At 65.8% G+C, this 16,109-nt stretch carries 14 protein-coding genes; 11 read left to right on the top strand and 3 right to left on the bottom strand.

Going from position 1 to position 16,109, the window contains the following annotated elements; genetic code table 11:
- Positions 1-40: 40 nt before the first annotated feature.
- From MKD49_RS17955 to MKD49_RS17945, 3 genes are read left to right on the top strand one after another with little or no spacing between them, the layout of a single operon-like run.
- Positions 41-670 carry a DUF5666 domain-containing protein gene (locus tag MKD49_RS17955; protein WP_252696977.1) on the top strand — a complete coding sequence of 210 codons (630 nt, stop codon included), beginning with the start codon at positions 41-43 and terminating at the stop codon, positions 668-670.
- A 12-nt stretch (positions 671-682) separates the two neighbouring features.
- The gene (locus MKD49_RS17950) at positions 683-1,297 is read left to right on the top strand and encodes a cytochrome b/b6 domain-containing protein (protein ID WP_252696976.1); all 615 of its coding nucleotides are present in this window, start codon (positions 683-685) and stop codon (positions 1,295-1,297) included.
- On the top strand, positions 1,294-2,079 hold the full coding sequence (locus MKD49_RS17945; RefSeq protein ID WP_252696975.1) for a molybdopterin-dependent oxidoreductase: 786 nt from the start codon (positions 1,294-1,296) through the stop codon (positions 2,077-2,079). Before MKD49_RS17950 ends, MKD49_RS17945 begins: the two co-directional genes overlap by 4 nt.
- Before the next feature lie 19 nt (positions 2,080-2,098).
- Here MKD49_RS17945 and MKD49_RS17940 read toward each other — a convergent pair whose 3' ends face one another.
- Positions 2,099-5,002: a c-type cytochrome gene (locus MKD49_RS17940; protein ID WP_252696974.1), complete on the bottom strand. Its 2,904-nt coding sequence runs from the start codon at positions 5,000-5,002 to the stop codon at positions 2,099-2,101.
- Positions 5,002-5,487, bottom strand: coding sequence for a (2Fe-2S)-binding protein (locus tag MKD49_RS17935; RefSeq protein WP_252696973.1), 486 nt, complete (start codon positions 5,485-5,487; stop codon positions 5,002-5,004). The genes MKD49_RS17940 and MKD49_RS17935 overlap by 1 nt, the downstream gene beginning before the upstream one ends.
- A gap of 403 nt (positions 5,488-5,890) precedes the next feature.
- Between MKD49_RS17935 and MKD49_RS17930 the strand changes: the two genes are divergently transcribed.
- The 5 genes from MKD49_RS17930 to MKD49_RS17910 all read left to right on the top strand — a co-directional run bounded on the left by MKD49_RS17930 (position 5,891) and on the right by MKD49_RS17910 (position 11,583).
- A complete protein-coding gene (locus MKD49_RS17930) occupies positions 5,891-6,646 on the top strand; it encodes an Asp/Glu racemase (RefSeq protein ID WP_013233344.1) in 756 nt (251 codons plus the stop codon).
- Positions 6,647-6,656: 10 nt separating this feature from the next.
- The gene (locus MKD49_RS17925) at positions 6,657-7,481 is read left to right on the top strand and encodes an alpha/beta fold hydrolase (RefSeq protein WP_252696972.1); all 825 of its coding nucleotides are present in this window, start codon (positions 6,657-6,659) and stop codon (positions 7,479-7,481) included.
- Positions 7,482-7,520: 39 nt separating this feature from the next.
- Complete coding sequence (locus tag MKD49_RS17920; protein WP_252696971.1) at positions 7,521-8,576, top strand: 2,5-dihydroxypyridine 5,6-dioxygenase; 1,056 nt, start codon at positions 7,521-7,523, stop codon at positions 8,574-8,576.
- A 44-nt stretch (positions 8,577-8,620) separates the two neighbouring features.
- The gene (locus MKD49_RS17915; protein ID WP_252696970.1) at positions 8,621-9,244 is read left to right on the top strand and encodes an N-carbamoylsarcosine amidohydrolase; all 624 of its coding nucleotides are present in this window, start codon (positions 8,621-8,623) and stop codon (positions 9,242-9,244) included.
- Positions 9,245-9,312: 68 nt separating this feature from the next.
- Entirely contained in the window at positions 9,313-11,583 is a 2,271-nt protein-coding gene (locus MKD49_RS17910; protein WP_252696969.1) for a xanthine dehydrogenase family protein molybdopterin-binding subunit, read from the top strand.
- A 14-nt stretch (positions 11,584-11,597) separates the two neighbouring features.
- Here the strand turns inward: MKD49_RS17910 and MKD49_RS17905 are convergent, their stop codons facing one another.
- Entirely contained in the window at positions 11,598-12,038 is a 441-nt protein-coding gene (locus MKD49_RS17905; RefSeq protein WP_186450196.1) for a MarR family winged helix-turn-helix transcriptional regulator, read from the bottom strand.
- Between the two features lie 194 nt (positions 12,039-12,232).
- Here MKD49_RS17905 and MKD49_RS17900 point away from each other — a divergent pair, with 194 nt between their 5' ends.
- The 3 genes from MKD49_RS17900 (at position 12,233) to MKD49_RS17890 (ending at position 16,097) form a co-directional block, all read left to right on the top strand.
- The gene (locus MKD49_RS17900) at positions 12,233-12,847 is read left to right on the top strand and encodes a flavin reductase family protein (RefSeq protein ID WP_252696968.1); all 615 of its coding nucleotides are present in this window, start codon (positions 12,233-12,235) and stop codon (positions 12,845-12,847) included.
- A 474-nt stretch (positions 12,848-13,321) separates the two neighbouring features.
- Positions 13,322-14,932, top strand: coding sequence for a methyl-accepting chemotaxis protein (locus MKD49_RS17895; RefSeq protein WP_252696967.1), 1,611 nt, complete (start codon positions 13,322-13,324; stop codon positions 14,930-14,932).
- A 124-nt stretch (positions 14,933-15,056) separates the two neighbouring features.
- Positions 15,057-16,097, top strand: coding sequence for a porin (locus MKD49_RS17890; protein ID WP_252696966.1), 1,041 nt, complete (start codon positions 15,057-15,059; stop codon positions 16,095-16,097).
- Positions 16,098-16,109 lie beyond the last annotated feature (12 nt).

The raw sequence follows: 16,109 nt of genomic DNA, 5'->3' as shown, positions 1-16,109 counted from the left end.
AGGCTCCCCCTTCAAAAATCGTCTTTCAGGACCATATCTCATGACTAACACAACTCTGCCCCGTCTTCTCCGTGGCGCGCTGATCCCGGCGCTGCTGGCCAGCCAGTTGATCGCTTCATCGGCCATGGCGCAGACGCCGCCGCAGGTCGGCATTCGCGGCAGCATCGTCTCGGTCGGCAAGGATCAGCTGGTGGTCAAGACCAACAAGGGCGCCGAGCAGAACGTGGCCCTCGACAAGGACACCCGCGTGGCCGCCATTTCGATTGCCGACATCAACGACATCAAGCCCGGCAGCTACATCGGCGCGGCCGGCATCCCGCAGCCGGACGGTTCCCAGAAGGCGCTGGAAGTGCACGTCTTCCCGCCCGCCATGGCCGGTACCGGCGACGGCCATCGCCCGTTCGACCTGGCGCCCAACAGCACCATGACCAATGGCACCGTGGGTGACGTGGTGGCCAGCCAGGGCCGCACCCTCACCCTGAAATACAAGGGCGGCGAGAAGAAGATCGTGGTGCCCGAGGATGTGCCCGTGGTCAGCATCGAAGCCGGTGATCGCTCGCTCTTGACCGCAGGCGTGAAGGTAGTAGTGCGCGCCCGCAAGAACGCCGATGGCAGCCTGACCGCCAACAGCGTGAGCGCCGGCAAGAACGGCATCACCCCGCCGATGTAAGCAGGTGCGACGATGCCCCGTTCACCCGTTCTTCATCCGCTGGCCGTGCGCATTGCCCACTGGCTCAATGCCGTGGCCATCGCCTGCATGATCAGCAGTGGCTGGGGCATCTACAACGCCTCGCCCATCTTCGGCTTCAAGTTCGCGCCCTGGATGACCCTGGGCGGCTGGCTGGGCGGCGCCATCGCCTGGCACTTCGCGGCGATGTGGCTGCTGGTGGCCAATGGCCTGTTCTACCTGCTGTATGGCAGCTTCAGCGGCCACTTCCGCCGCCACCTGCTGCCGCTGCGCGCGGCCGATGTGGTGAGCGACGCGGTGCAGGCCATGCGCTTTCGTCTGCCGCATCAGCCCGGCGTCTACAACGCGGTGCAGAAGCTGCTGTACTGGGCGGTGATTCTGCTGGGCATCCTGGTGGTGCTGTCGGGTCTGGCGCTGTGGAAACCGGTGCAGCTGGACTGGCTGGCCGATCTCTTCGGCGGCTTCGACTTTGCGCGCAAGGTGCATTTCGCCGCGATGGCCGGGATTGCTGCCTTCGTGGTGGTACACCTGGCCCTGGTGGCCATCGTTCCCAAGACCCTCATCCCGATGTTCACCGGAGGCCGTGATCACGAGGCCAATGCATCATGAAAGACAAGGAAGACATCAAACCGCCACGTCCGGAGAAGGCCGGCAAGATACTGCTGGCCGACCATCACCCGGCCCTGCTGAACGTGCAGCGCCGCCTCATGCTGCGCTCGGCGCTCTCGGTGGGGGCGCTGTCCATGCTGTCGGGCTGCGACCTGCAGGACAACGACAGCGTGGACAAGGTCCTGTGGGCCATGTCGCGCTGGAATGACCGGGTGCAGGCATTGCTGTTCCGCAGCCAGAAACTCGCACCGACCTATGCGGCCAGCCAGATCACCAATCCGTTTCCCTTCAACGCTTTCTATGATGAGTTCAATGCGCCCGACATCGATGGCAGCGACTGGAAGCTGGAAGTCTCTGGCCTGGTCAGCGACAAGCGCAGCTGGACCCTGGAGCGCCTGCGCGCACTGCCGCAGGCGGCGCAGATCACGCGCCACATCTGCATCGAAGGATGGAGCGCCATCGGCCAATGGTCGGGCGTGCCGCTGAGCTTGTTCCTGCAGGCGGTCGGCGCGGATCTCACGGCGAAATACGTGGGCTTCAAATGTGCGGACCGCTATTACTCCAGCCTGGACATGCCCACGGCGCTGCATCCGCAGACCATCCTGGCGCTGGACTTCGGCAAGGAGGCGCTGCCCACGCAATACGGCTATCCCTTGAAGGTACGTGTGCCGACCAAGCTGGGCTTCAAGAATCCCAAGCATGTGGTGGCCATCTTCGTGAGCAACCAGAACCCGGGCGGCTATTGGGAAGACCAGGGCTACAACTGGTTCAGCGGGATCTGATCTCGCCGGTGCCCGCCGCTCAATGCGCCGCCATGGCGCGCGAACGCGCGATGCTGGCCTCAACCCCCTGCCAGGCGGGTTTGCCGCCGGCAAATTCGCTGCGCAGGTAAGCCAGCAGGTCCACCATCTGGGCGTCGCTGAAACTGTTGGCGAAGCCAGGCATGTAACCCAAGGCAGGATTGGCCGGCTCGCGGATGCCGTGCAGGATCACGTGGACCAGGTTGTCTGGCGTGTCGCTGTGCAGGTTGGTGTTCACGCGCAGCGAGGGTTTGACCCCGAACAGCGTCGGCCCGGTCCCTTCCTGGTGGCAAGCCGCACAGGCTCCGGCGAAAAGGCGCTGTCCATTGGCCAGTGACTGCAGGGCGGTAGGGCCCGGTGCCTGCGCTGCGATGACCGGCGCCGGTGTCGCGCTACGCGTTGCCACGCCGGATTGGAACGAGGCAAGGTAATGCGCAATGGCGCGCACGTCACCCGGTGGTAATTGCGCCAGTTCCGCCACCACCGGGGCCATCGGCCCTGCAGCGATGCCGTGCGGCGCGGAGAATCCGGTGCGCAGATAGGCGAACAGTTCTTCCTCCGTCCACGGTGTGGGCGACTTCGACAGGGCCGTCAGCGCCGGGGCCTCCCAGCCATCGACCGTGCCGCCCCCCAGGTACTGCCGTCCGCCTTGTTCTGCCCCCAGCGCGTTGCGCGGCGAGTGACAGGCCGCGCAATGCCCTGCGCCCTGGACCAGATAGGCGCCGCGATTCCAGAGATCCGAACGCGCAGGATCAGGCTGGAACTCCCGGGGATCATGGAACAGCGTATTCCATCCGGCCAGCAGTGGCCGCACGTTGAAGGGGAAGCGCAAGTCATTGGCTGGCGGGGTGCTGGCCACGGCCGGTTGTGCCATCAGGTAGGCGTAGAGCGACTGCAGGTCGGCCTCGCTGATCTTGGCGAAGGCAGTGTAGGGGAAGGCCGGATAGAGATGCCTGCCGTCACGATGGATGCCCTCGCGCATGGCACGCTCGAAGGCCGCGTAAGACCAGTTGCCGATACCGCTGTGCTCGTCCGGGGTGATATTGGTGCTGTAGATGGTGCCGAAAGGCGTCTGCAAAGCGTGGCCGCCGGCATTGGCTACTCCGCCCGGCGCGGTGTGACAGACCGCACAGTCGCCCGCCAGCGCCACCCGTCGCCCGCGTTCGATGGTGGCCGCCGAATACAGCCCGGGATCGGGGCGCGCGATGGGCGCGATCTCGCCGCGCCAGGGCAGGGTCAGGGTCAGCATGGTCCCCACGGCGGCCACTGCCGCACCCAGCCAGCCATATTTGCGCCAGCGCTGCATGCCCGTTGCCGGCGCTGATGCGTTCAACGCCAGCCGCACCTGCTCGCCGGAAAACGGCGCCTGCCGCAGACGCACGCCGGTGGCGGCATAGACGGCATTGGAGATGGCTGCCGCCGCCGGCAGTGTGAAGGCCGCACCGGCATTGAGTTCGATGTTTTGCAAGGCCGGCGGAGTCTTTACCAGCTCGACCACTGGCAGCGCTGCGCCCTTTAGCGCGGCGGGCGGGGCGCTCAGTTCGCGCGACCATGCATCGAATCCGTGACCGCCATGCAGACTCTGCGCCAGCGCCAGCCTTGCCTGCTGTCCCAGCTGTTCGGTGCTGGCCTGTTCCAGCGCAGGTCCCGGTGCCGCCGGCACACCCAGTGCGCGCACGTCATGGCCGGCGGTGACCCTGGCCACGCTCAGTTCGCCCGAGGCCGGGTCGTATTCCACATCAGCGACCCAGGCCGACCAGCTTTGTACCGGCTGGCCGGCTTGCTGTTCGATCGTGCTGGCATAAGCGAAGCCGCGTCCGCGCAGCAGCTTGTCCTGGCGCTGCGCGCGTTGCCGGGCGTGCTGCCAGCCTGCGCCTTGCGCCACCGAACGGATCAGATCCGTGCCGTGGGGGTCGGGCAAGTGCGCCAGACGGTACGAGACCGGATCTTGTCCCAGGCGCTGCGCCACTTCATCCAGGAAGATTTCTTGCGCGAAGCAGCCGGCCGCCACCGGCACGCTGGTCTCCAGCGGTCCGCTGACATGGACGGTGCGCCAGTCATAGGGTGAGGCCAGTGCCTCACCATTGTTGGCGGCGGCGTCCTGCAAGGGATACGCCGCTTCCGTCAGCAGCCAGGCCAGCGGGGGTGGCGCAAGGTCCTGGGTGATCTCCAGAGCGGTCTGGCCCAGCGTGCCATCCTCATCGAATTCGCCACGCAGGTGGAGCGAGGTCACCACGGGCGGCGCGTCAGCCTGGGGCAGCACCAGCGAGATGGCCTCCCCGCACTGCTTGCACAGCAATGCGGCCACGCCGGCCGCATCGGAGGCAGCGCGGTATTCGCCGGCGCTGGCCGCCGCACGGTGGCTGCGCACCTCGACGCCTGCCACCGGCAAGCACAGCAGGGCAGCCAGTTCCCGTGCGATCAATCCAGGGTTGCCGAACGGCAGGTCGATACGAATTCCCTTTGCCCCGGGCACTGCCAGGACAATCATGTCCTGCATCGGCATGGCCGCCTCGCCATCCTGCCATTGATAGTCGGCCTCCAGTGTGAGGTCATGGCCTGCGGATTCGTCCTTGCCCCGCTGATACAGGTGTGCTTTCTGGCGCGGACGCAGCGTCTGCTCCTGCGCGGCCGGGCTGCTCCAGCGCAGCTTGAGCAGCGCACAGGCCTGGCGGGCCTGGGCATCGCTGTCGGCAATGACGGCGACCAGGTGGCGCTGCTGCACCACCCGAAGCACGCCGGGCAATTTCAGCACGGCATCGGCGTCCACCCCCTGCAGGCGTGCGCCGGTGTAGCGCTGCGAGTGCCAACCCAGTACCGGCGGCAGGGCCAGCCGGGCATGGCGCAACGGGGCCGTGGAAGAGGGGATGGGCGCACCACCGGTGCCCAGATCGATGCTTCCCATCATTGTCCCCCGGCGCGCTGGAGTTCGACTGCGCGCAGGGCTGAGCGCATGATTTCCACATGCGTGCCGCAGCGGCAGAGGTTGAAATCCAGCTCCCGGCGGATCTGTTCTTCGCTCGGTGCCGGCGTGCGCAGCAGCAGGGCCTTGATCGTCATGATCATGCCGTTGAGGCAGTAGCCGCATTGCGCACCCTGTTCTTCGATGAAGGCCTGCTGCACCGGGTCGAGCCGGCCGTCCTGCTGCAATCCGTCGAGCGTGGTGACGTGGCGTGCGGCTACCCCTGCCAGCGGGATCACGCAAGAACGCGCCGCCACCCCATCCACCAGCACCGTACAGGCGCCGCATTCACCCAGCCCGCATCCGAACTTGGGACCGTTGAGGCAAAGGTCGTTGCGCAGGACGTTGAGCAGCGGTGCATCGGCGGCCACCTCCAGGGTGACCGGGCAGCCGTTGACATGGAAGGTGATGGGTTCTTGCTTGTGCATGGTCTCTCTGTTGCGGCTGGCACCGATGGGGTGCTCGTGGATTGGTCGTCAGCGCATGATCAAGCATCCTTCATGCCAATGCGCTTGCTGCGAGGAAGTATGCGCGTGCGCGCGGGAGCTGTCAGTCGGGGCAGCTTCTTTATGGTGAGAAATAGTGTACACATTGAATAATGCCAAGTAAATCGCAAATTTTCATGCTGCACTGCGTGGTCTCGTAGTGGTGCGTGATGATGGCTAAAACTCCCGTATTTGGTGCTGCGGCGCACATTAATAGGGATTGTTGCCGTTCTCCGGGTGCGCGTGAAAAACGCTGTTGCAAAGATCGTGGAAATGATTAAATATAGTGTATGCATTACAAATTAGCGCACTTCGCGTGGCCACGGCAGATCAAGGAGAATCTCACATGCAGCAGCGTCTTTACCGTATCGGGCAAATCGTCCCCAGTTCCAACACCACCATGGAGACCGAGATCCCGGCCATGCTCACGGCACGCCAGGCGATCCGTCCCGAGCGTTTCACTTTCCACTCCAGCCGCATGCGCATGAAGAAGGTGGTCAAGGAAGAGCTGGCGGCCATGGATGGTGAATCCGACCGTTGCGCCGTGGAGTTGTCGGACGCCCGCGTGGATGTGCTGGGCTATGCCTGCCTGGTGGCCATCATGGCCATGGGGCGCGGCTACCACCGCCAGTCCGAGCAGCGCCTGACTGCCCACACCGCCGCCAATGGTGCCGATGCGCCCGTGGTCACCAGCGCCGGCGCGCTCATCGATGCGCTCAAGGTCATCGGCGCGAAGAAGATCGTGGTGGTGGCGCCGTACATGAAGCCGCTCACCGAGCTGGTGGTGGACTACATCCGTCACGAGGGCTATGAAGTGCTGGATTACCGCGCGCTGGAAATTCCCGACAACCTCGACGTGGCCCGCCATGATCCGGCCAGGCTGCCCGCCATCGTGGCGCAGATGGATACCAGTCAGGTCGATGCCATCGTCCTGTCGGCCTGCGTGCAGATGCCCTCGCTGCCGGTGATTGCGCAGGTGGAGGCCATGACGGGCAAGCCGGTCATCACCGCCGCCGTGGCGACCACCTATGCCATGCTCAAGCGCCTGGAGCTCGATCGCATCGTCCCCGGTGCGGGTGCGCTGCTCTCTGGCGCTTACTGAGAGGCCGGCCATGCACAGCAGCTTCCTCTACGGCGCCAACGTTCAGGCCAACGGCATCCGCCAGCATTACCTGCGCTATGGCGGCAGCGGCGGCGTGCGCGCCGGGCGTGACGCAGTCATCATCGTTCCCGGCATCACCAGCCCCGCCGTGACCTGGGGCTTCGTCGGCGAGCGTTTCGGCCAGCAGTTCGATACCTATGTGCTGGACGTGCGCGGCCGCGGCCTTTCCTTAGCCTCCGATGCGCTGGACTACAGTGTCGACGCCCAGGCCGCCGACGTGATCGCGCTGGCCCAGGTGCTGGGCCTGCAGCGCTATGCCATCGTCGGCCATTCGATGGGCGCACGCATCGGCGCGCGCGCCGCACGCCAGGCGCCGCAGGCATTGACGCGGCTGGTGATGGTGGATCCGCCGGTGTCCGGTCCGGGCCGCCGCGCCTATCCGTCCAAGCTGCCCTGGTATGTGGATTCGATTCGCCTGGCACGTGCCGGCTGTTCGGCCGAGCAGATGCGCGCCTTCTGTCCGACCTGGACCGAGCAACAGTTGCAGCTGCGCGCCGAATGGCTGCATACCTGCGACGAGCGCGCCATCATCGCCAGCTTCGAGGAATTCCATACCGGTGATTTCCATGCCGACCTGCCCGCGCTGCGTCTGCCGGTGATGCTGATGCAAGCCTCGCGCGGCGAGGTCATCCTGCCCGAGGACGTGGCCGAGATTCGCAGCCTGCTGCCGCAGGTGGTCGTGAGCCGCGTGGAGGACGCCGGCCACATGATTCCCTGGGATAACGAGGCCGGTTTCTATGCCGCCTTCGGCGACTTCCTCGGTGCCACGCTGTAGATCCCGCCCACCGAATGACCGATTACAAAGGAGAACACCATGGCCGTCAGCGACCATGACCTGATCAGCGCCTGGAAGCAGGTGCTGAGCTTGTCCAGGCTGGAGGCGGGACAGATCGTCACCGTCCTCACCAGCAGCAGCACGCATCCGCAGACCATGTCGACCGCCATGACCGCTGCTGCGCTCATGGGCGCGACCGTCAATCGCCTTGACCTGCCGCCGGTCAATGCGGAGAAAGCCCTGAGCCGCGATTCGCTGGCCTACCTCGGCACCACCCCGCTGACCGGCAACCGCGCGGCCATCGCCGCGCTCAAGGAAAGCGACCTGGTGCTGGACCTGATGACCCTGCTGTTCTCGCCCGAGCAGCACGAGATCCTCTCCACCGGTACCAAAATCCTGCTTGCGGTGGAGCCGCCCGAAGTGCTGGTGCGCATGGTGCCCAGCGAAGATGATCGCCGCCGCGTGGCACAGGCGGCGCGCCTGCTGGAAGGCAAGCGCGAGATGCACATCACCTCCGATGCCGGCACCGACCTGCACTGCCCGCTGGGCGAGTTCCCGGTGATCCAGGAGTACGGGTTCGTGGACCAGCCGGGACGCTGGGACCACTGGCCCAGCGGTTTCGTGCTGACCTGGCCCAACGAGCGCCAGACCAACGGCACTCTGGTCATCGACCGGGGCGACATCCTCCTGCCCATGAAGTGCTATGCGCAGGAGGCCATCGAGGTCACGGTCAAGGATGGTTTCGTCACCCGCATCGAAGGCGGACTGGACGCCGAATTGCTGAGCGACTACATGGCTTCGTTCAAGGATCCGGAAGCCTACGCCATGTCGCACATTGGCTGGGGCCTGCAGCCACGCGCACAATGGTCCACCCTGGCCATGTACGACCGCGAAGCCACCATCGGCATGGATGCCCGCGCCTTCGAGGGCAATTTCCTGTTCTCCTTCGGCCCCAACAACGAGGCCGGCGGCAGCCGTACCACGGCCTGCCACATCGACATCCCGCTGCGCCGCTGCACGGTGGCGCTGGATGGCGCGCCAGTGGTCAAGGACGGCAAGGTGCTGGACGGCTTCGTCTACGGCAATTCGAAATGAGGCTGGCCGGCCCTGGCCGGCAGCCTTTCGCAAAGGAAGATACGATGCACAAGGAAGTGGAAACCTACCAGCGCCAGGGCTTCGGCCAGACGCTGGAAATGAAGCCGCCGTTCGGGCTGCTGATCGTCGATTTCGTCAACAGCTTTGCCGATCCGGCGCAATTCGGCGGCGGCAACATCCCGCAGGCCATTGCGCGCACGCGCGGCCTGCTGGCCCATGCCCGCCAGCAAGGCTGGCCGGTAGCGCACAGCCGCATCGTGTTTGCCGATGATGATGCCGACCGCAACATCTTCGGCATGAAGGTGCCGGGCATGGTCACCCTCAAGGAAGACCTGCCCGGCAGTGCCATCGTGGCGGAGCTGGCCCCGGCCCCCGGCGAGCTGGTGGTGCGCAAGACCGTGCCATCGGCCTTCTTTGGTACCTCGCTGGCCCCGTGGCTGACGCAGCATGGTGTGCAGACCTTGCTGGTGGCCGGTGCGGTCACCAGTGGCTGCGTGCGCGCCAGCGTGGTCGATGCCATGTCCTGGGGCTTCCGCCCGCTGGTGGTGTCGGATTGCGTGGGAGACCGTGCCATCGGCCCGCACGAGGCCAACCTGTTCGACATGGCGCAGAAGTATGCTGCCGTCATGCCGCTGGAAGAGGCCATGCAGGTGGTCGGCCAGCGTTGATGTCCGCAGCGGGGAAGACCGGTGCGACCCGATGAATGTGACATGCAGGACGTTCTGACATGCAAGCAATGAATCTTCCCGGTCAGACGCCGCGCGAGGCGCGCCGCCAACTGCTGGCGCGCGGTGACGCGCTGCTGGTGACCCGTGCCGCCCAGCCGGGCGTCAAGCCCGCGCCCGGCCAGCCGGGGGCGGCTTCCTCCTATGTGCAGCCCTTGCCGGATGTGTTCGTGGCCATCCTGGCCGAAGGCCAGGTGCTGGCCTTCAATGGCCACGTCGACCTGGGCACGGGCATCCGGACTTCCCTGGCGCAGATCGTGGCGGAGGAATTGAGCGTTCCCATGGACCGGGTGAGCATGATCCTGGGGCACACCGAGGAGGCGCCGAACCAGGGCCCGACCATCGCCAGTGCCACCATCCAGATTTCCGCCATCCCCCTGCGCAAGGCCGCCGCCCAGGCGCGCGAGCATTTGCTGGCGATGGCCGCTGCGCGCTGGGATACGGCGGCCGGGCGCCTGCGCGTCGAAGCGGGCCGCATCATCGACAGCGACGTGGCGGACCGCACCATCAGTTGCTTCGACCTCTTGCGCGGGCAGCATATCGTGCTCACGCTGGAGGCCGGTGATGTGCCGCTCAAGCCGATGAGCCAGTACACCCTGGTGGGCCGCAACTCGCCACGGGTCGACATTCCTGCCAAGGTGCGGGCCGAGCCGGTGTACGTACACGATGTGCGGGTACCGGGCATGCTGCACGGGCGCGTGGTGCGTCCGCCTCATCCGGGACGGGACGGCGGCGATTTCGTCGGCCGCAGCCTGCTGGCGGTGGATCGCCAGTCGGTGGCCCACATCCCCGGCCTGGTCGCGGTGGTGGTGGAGGGCGATTTCGTTGGCGTGGTGGCCGAGCGCGAAGAGCAGGCGCAGCGCGCCATGCGTGAGCTGAAAGTGCAGTGGAAGACGATCCCGCCGCTGCCGCCCATGGACGACCTGGAAGCGCGCCTGCGCAGTCTGCCGGCGCGGCGGCGCGCGCTGGTGCGACAGGGTGATCCGGAGGCAGTCGCCACCAGCGCCGCCGCCAGCATCGAGCGGACTTACGTCTGGCCCTACCAGATGCATGCCTCAATCGGGCCCTCCTGTGCCGTGGCGGACTGGCGCCAAGAGGGGCTCACGGTCTGGTCCGGCACCCAGAACCCCCATGTGATGCGCATCGACCTGTCGCGCCTGTGCGATCTCGATGAGGGCAGGATAGAAGTGATCCGGCTGGAAGCGTCCGGCTGCTATGGCCGCAATTGCGCCGATGACGTGGTGGCCGATGCCGCCTTGCTCTCACGCGCCGTGGGCCGGCCGGTGCGCGTGCAGCTCACGCGCGAGCAGGAGCACGCCTGGGAGCCCAAGGGGGCGGCGCAGCTCATGGATGTGTGCGGCGGCATCGATGCCCGGGGCCGGCTCTCGCACTATCGCTTCCAGACCCGCTACCCTTCCAATGATGCGCCGGTGCTGGCGCTGTTGCTGACCGGCCGGATCGCACCCGAGCCGCGCGTGCTGGAAATGGGCGACCGTACCGCCGTGCCGCCCTATGCCTATCCTCACATGCAGGTCGATTGCGATGATGTTGCCCCCATCGTGCGTGCCGGCTGGCTGCGCGGGGTGTCGGCCATGCCCAATTCCTTTGCCCACGAAGTCTTCATCGACGAGCTCGCCGAACTGGCCGGAGCGGACCGGCTGGCTTTCCGGCTGGAGCATCTGCCGGATACCCGCGCCAGCGAGCTGCTGCAGGCGGTGGCGGACAAGGCCGGATGGGTCGCCCACGCCCACGGCTCGCGCGGCAAGGCCGGGGCCGATGGCCGGCTGCGTGGACGCGGCATCGCCTACGCGCGCTACGTACACAGCAAGTTTCCGGGCTTTGGTGCGGCCTGGTCGGCCTGGGTCATCGATGTCGAAGTTGATCCCGGCAGTGGTGCGCTGGCCATCACCTCGCTGGTGGTCGGGCAGGATACCGGGATGATGGTCAATCCGGCCGGGGTGCGCCACCAGATGCACGGCAACATCCTGCAGTCCTTGAGCCGGGTCCTGAAGGAGCGCGTGGCCTTCGGGCCGCACGGCACCAGCAGCCTGGAGTGGGGCGCCTATCCCATCCTGCACTTCACCGAAGTGCCGCCGATCGAAATCGTGCTGATGGAACGCCAGGACCAGCCGCCCATGGGAGCGGGAGAATCGGCCTCGGTGCCAAGCGCGGCGGCCTTGTCCAATGCGCTCTTCGATGCGACAGGCCGGCGCTTGCGCGAGCCTCCCTTCAATGCACAATGCATCCTGGCGGCCCTGCAGGAACCGCTGGCGGCAGCGTGAGCGGGTTGCGCGGCTTACTCGTCGATCATCTTGCGCAACAGGAATACCAGTGCCACGCGCTCTGCCGGATTGAGGTTGCCATAGGTGGCCTCGGTGATCTGGGCGGCGAAGGGGACCGTGTCGGCCACCAGCGTGGCGGCGCTCTTGCTGAGCGAAACCAGCACCTTGCGGCGGTCGGCCTCGTCGTGGGACAGTTCGATCAGATCGCGCGCCTTGAGGCGCTCGACGATGCCGCGGATGGTGGCCTGGTCGATGGCGGTGACCTTGACGATGTCCGACAGCGAGCAGGTGCCGAGGTCGCGGATGGCGCACAGGGTCACGAACTGCGCTGCCGTGAGCTGCGAATCCGGGATGTGCTGCTGGAAGATGGCGGCATGGCGCTGGTAGGCGCGGCGCAGCAGGTGGCCGATCTGGTCGGAAAAATGATATTGGGTGGAAACGGTCTTCTTGGTCATGGGCACCAGGGATGAGTGGCTTGGCATGCCCTGGTCGCCGGCGGCGAGCAGAGGGCAGCTGCTGATTCTAATGTCCTGTTTGCCGCCTGTATACGGACCGGATGGGCCCTTGGCGCGCTGGCGCGTCGGCGCAGTGCCGGTGGCGGCGGAAGAGGTCCGGGAGGTTGTGGTTTTCATCGGAGAGGCAAGTTGATATGTTGATTGATTTCGCAGGGCTCAAGCCCGTCGAGGCTTATGAATGGATGTCGGCGCTGATCGTGCCCAGGCCGATCGCCTGGGTCTCGACCCTGGATGCGCAGGGAAGAGCGAACCTGGCGCCGTTCAGTTTTTTCCAGATGGTCACCGGCAGGCCACCTACGCTGATGATCTGTCCCTTGTTGCAGCGGGGTGGCCAGCTCAAGGACACCGTCCGCAATATCCAGGAGCACGGCCAGTTCGTGGTCAACCTGGCCGCCCCGGCGCAGGCGCAGCAGCTCAATGCCAGCTCCTTTCCCTTCGAGGCCGGCACCAGCGAATTCGAGGCCTGCGGCGTGGCCGCCTTGCCCAGCCAGATGGTGGCGCCGCCCCGGGTGGCCGGCGCGGTGGCCAGCTTCGAGTGCAAGCTGGCCATGCTGGAGCCATATCCGCGCCAAGCGCCTTCCTGCCACCTGGTGTTGGGCGAGGTGCTGGCCGCCCATGTCGAGGATGCCTTGCTCGACGCCAACGGCAAGCCCGATGCCGGCGCGGTCGATCTGCTCTTCCGCATGGGCGGCGAATGGTATGGCCGCAGCCTGACTTCTTCCAATTTCACCTTGCCCCGTCCGCGCTGAATGCGCCGGTCACCCTGAGCGTGCCGCCGCCCTGTCGGCGGCGCCTTTGTCTGCTGAACTTCCATTCCTGTTCCTGGCTTCGGCGCGCACGCCCGTGTCGCCGCTGATGTCGTTGCGCCCGCGATGTCGTGGTGCACAACGCACTGCGCTTGTGCAGTTTTTATTTTCTGCATTAATATGGTGTGTACATTATAAATAAGAAATCTGGAAGCGGCTTTGGAATCGCCGCGGAGACGAGCCTGGTTCCCTGTCGAATCCCCGTAGTTCCCAATATTTGTCCATATTATTTCGGCCTGTTTGCTTTTGTATTGCGCTTGGTCAAAGCTGGTCTATATTTTGCTTACACTGCAAATATAGAGTGTATACACCATAAAAAATCATTGATGGGTCACGCTTGCACAAGGCTGTCGGTGCGCGCCTGTGCTTGCGCAAGAGTCGTCGTCGGCATGGTCTGGCGGCGCAGGAGGGAGAAAGATGTTGTCGCCAGGTGCTACGCAGGATCCTCGGCTGCCGGTCATCGGCCGGGGCCATCACGATGTCCAGGCCGACATGGCGCTGGGCGAGGATGAATACCTGATCACGCGTACCGATATCGAGGGACGCATGGTCTATGTCAATGAGGCCTTTGTCGCGCGCAGCGGGTATGCGGCCGACGAGTTGCTGGGGCAGTCGGCCAGCATGATGTATGCGCCTGATACGCCGTCCGAAGTGGGGGCGGACTTGTGGCGCACGGTCAAGGCGCGCGGCGCATGGACGGGGGTGATGCGCCATCGCTGCAAGGATGGCCGCTGCTTCTGGGCCCGCGCCACGATTACCCGCACCATGGTCGATGGACGGCACGTGGGCCACACCACCGTGCGCACCCGCGCCGCCGATGGGGAAGTGCGCCGCATGCGCACCTTCGCCGCCGCACGCCGACGCGGTGCGGGGCGCTGGTGGGAGTTGCGGGAAGGGCGGCTGGGCGTGCGCGGCATCGGCCGGCTCATGCGCCTCTGCCTTGCCCCCACGCTGGCCTGGCGCATGCATTTTGCCCAAGGGCTCAATGCAGCGCTGCTGCTGGTGGCGCTGTTCTGGCTGGCGGGTTCGGGTGGTGCAGCCGGGTGGCTGGCCATCGTGGCGGTGCTGCTTTCGCTCTGGCAGGCAGCGGTGCTGGCCCTGGCGGCGCGCCGCGTGAGCCGGCCGGTGGAGGGCATGTTGCGGCATGCGCGCAGCATCGGTGCCGGTGATCTTACCCAGGCTGCAGCCCGGCAGGAGGGGAGTGACGATGAGGTTGCGCGCCTGGCAGTGAGCATGGATGTGATGCAGAAGAGCCTGGCCAGCCTGGTGCGCGACCTGCGCGAAGGGGTTGTCACCGTGGGTGGGGCGGCCGCCGAAATTTCCGACGCCAACATGGACCTGGCTGCCCGCACCGAAGAGACTGCTGCGGCCGTTGAGCAGAGTGCCCACCGGATGGCTGAACTGGACAGTGCCGTGCAGCGCAATGCCGCCAGTGCCGCGCAGGCGCATGGCCTGGCCACTGCCTCGGTGCAAGCCGCCGAGGCGGGCAGTGTGCTGGTTCGCCAGGTCATCGGCAGCATGGATGAGATATCGCGCAGCGCCGGTGGCATTGCCGAGATTTCCTCGGTGATCGAGGGAATCGCCTTCCAGACCAACATCCTGGCGCTCAATGCGGCTGTGGAAGCGGCGCGCGCAGGCGTGCACGGGCGCGGCTTTGCGGTCGTTGCCAGCGAGGTGCGCAGCCTGGCCCAGCGCAGCGGCGACGCGGTACGCCAGATCAGCCAGTTGCTGGAGCGCTCCGGCCACGACGTGACCACTGGCGTGAAGCTGGCCGGCCAGGCCGGCGACAGCCTTGAGCAGATCGTCGCCCTGGCGCGCAAGGTCGGCGTGACCGTCGGCGAGATCAGCGAAGCTTCGCGCCAGCAGGGCGGCGAGATCGCGCACATCAATCATGTCATCGGGCAGATCGACGATGCCGTGCGCCAGAACGCCGCCATGGTGGAGCAGGCGGCGGCTGCAGCGGCTGCACTGGCCGGGCAGAGCCGGCGGCTGGAGCAGTCGGTGGCGATGTTCCGAACGCGCCAGTAGGCGCACGGCAAGATTTTCCAGAAGAAGCCCGGCGCACCGGGACGGCGCTTGCCCGGACGGGATGGGTGCGCGCGGCAAGGCAATGGCGTTACCTCCAACACATCAATCAAAGGGATGAAGAAACATGAAAAAGGCATGGGCAGTCGGCATGGCGGGTCTGTTGTGCGCGAGCGGCGCGCTGGCGCAATCCAACGTCACGCTCTATGGCGTGATCGATACCTACGTGGGATATACCAACGCGACCGGCAAGGGGTCGGTGACGTCGATCGACAGCGGCGGCTACCAGGCCAGCCGGGTGGGGTTCAAGGGGGCTGAGGACCTGGGTGGCGGCCTGCGCGCCAACTTTCAGATGGAAAACGGATTCGCCGCCGATAGCGGCGCCATGCATGACAGCACTCGCCTGTTCAATCGCCAGTCCTGGGTGGGCTTGGCCAACGAATTGGGTGAGCTGCGCGTGGGTCGCCAGAATGCGCCGGGCTTCCTGATGATTGCCCGCCTGGATGCCTTTGCGGGGGCGACTTACGGGTCCTTCCTCAACAACGTCTCGGCCTATACGCCGCGCTACGACAACGTGATCGGCTATATCTCGCCGTCCATGCGCGGCTTCAGGGTGCAGGCCTATTATGGGCTGGGCGAACAGACTGCGCCCCGCAACGGCTTGTCCACCGCCATGCTGGCCGGCGAGTACGAGAGCGGTCCGCTCTACCTGGGGGTGAGCAGCTCGGCCCAGAACAGCGCCAATGACAATCTCACCATCCGCTCCACCTTTGCCGGCGGTGCCTACGACTACGGCAGCGGCAAGGTCTTCCTCGGCTATTACCGTGGCAACAACCTCGGTGCGGCAGCCAGCACCAATACGCCGGGTTCCTACTACAGCGCCTATTCGCTCTCGGCCAACTATCGCCTGACTGGGCAGGCAACCCTGGGCGCCGGCTACGGCTGGGCCAAGGACAGCACCGGTGCGGGCCGCAATGCGCGCCAGTTCAGCCTCATCGGGACCTATGACCTGTCGCGCCGGACCATGCTCTACGCCACCTACGCCCATCTGGCCAACAACAAGGGCGCGACCTTCTCGCTGGCTGCCGCTGCGCCAATCAGCAAGAACGTGCCGGCCTCGGGCGGTACGGTCAATGGTCTGCAGATCGGTATTCGCCACCTGTTCTGAGGAGAGTGCAGG

It is taken from the genome of Herbaspirillum sp. WGmk3, assembly GCF_023952535.1.
GTDB lineage: Bacteria > Pseudomonadota > Gammaproteobacteria > Burkholderiales > Burkholderiaceae_D > Herbaspirillum > Herbaspirillum huttiense.
The sequence above is the reverse complement of the archived record's forward strand: the minus strand, read 5'-3'. Positions and strand labels throughout refer to the sequence as shown.

What these genes read in the sequence shown, in the direction of transcription:
- MKD49_RS17955 (WP_252696977.1), top strand. Translation starts at nt 41, where the DNA reads ATGACTAACACAACTCTGCCCCGTCTTCTCCGTGGCGCGCTGATCCCG.
- MKD49_RS17950 (WP_252696976.1), top strand. Translation starts at nt 683, where the DNA reads ATGCCCCGTTCACCCGTTCTTCATCCGCTGGCCGTGCGCATTGCCCAC.
- MKD49_RS17945 (WP_252696975.1), top strand. Translation starts at nt 1,294, where the DNA reads ATGAAAGACAAGGAAGACATCAAACCGCCACGTCCGGAGAAGGCCGGC.
- MKD49_RS17940 (WP_252696974.1), bottom strand. Translation starts at nt 5,002, where the DNA reads ATGGGAAGCATCGATCTGGGCACCGGTGGTGCGCCCATCCCCTCTTCC.
- MKD49_RS17935 (WP_252696973.1), bottom strand. Translation starts at nt 5,487, where the DNA reads ATGCACAAGCAAGAACCCATCACCTTCCATGTCAACGGCTGCCCGGTC.
- MKD49_RS17930 (WP_013233344.1), top strand. Translation starts at nt 5,891, where the DNA reads ATGCAGCAGCGTCTTTACCGTATCGGGCAAATCGTCCCCAGTTCCAAC.
- MKD49_RS17925 (WP_252696972.1), top strand. Translation starts at nt 6,657, where the DNA reads ATGCACAGCAGCTTCCTCTACGGCGCCAACGTTCAGGCCAACGGCATC.
- MKD49_RS17920 (WP_252696971.1), top strand. Translation starts at nt 7,521, where the DNA reads ATGGCCGTCAGCGACCATGACCTGATCAGCGCCTGGAAGCAGGTGCTG.
- MKD49_RS17915 (WP_252696970.1), top strand. Translation starts at nt 8,621, where the DNA reads ATGCACAAGGAAGTGGAAACCTACCAGCGCCAGGGCTTCGGCCAGACG.
- MKD49_RS17910 (WP_252696969.1), top strand. Translation starts at nt 9,313, where the DNA reads ATGAATCTTCCCGGTCAGACGCCGCGCGAGGCGCGCCGCCAACTGCTG.
- MKD49_RS17905 (WP_186450196.1), bottom strand. Translation starts at nt 12,038, where the DNA reads ATGACCAAGAAGACCGTTTCCACCCAATATCATTTTTCCGACCAGATC.
- MKD49_RS17900 (WP_252696968.1), top strand. Translation starts at nt 12,233, where the DNA reads ATGTTGATTGATTTCGCAGGGCTCAAGCCCGTCGAGGCTTATGAATGG.
- MKD49_RS17895 (WP_252696967.1), top strand. Translation starts at nt 13,322, where the DNA reads ATGTTGTCGCCAGGTGCTACGCAGGATCCTCGGCTGCCGGTCATCGGC.
- MKD49_RS17890 (WP_252696966.1), top strand. Translation starts at nt 15,057, where the DNA reads ATGAAAAAGGCATGGGCAGTCGGCATGGCGGGTCTGTTGTGCGCGAGC.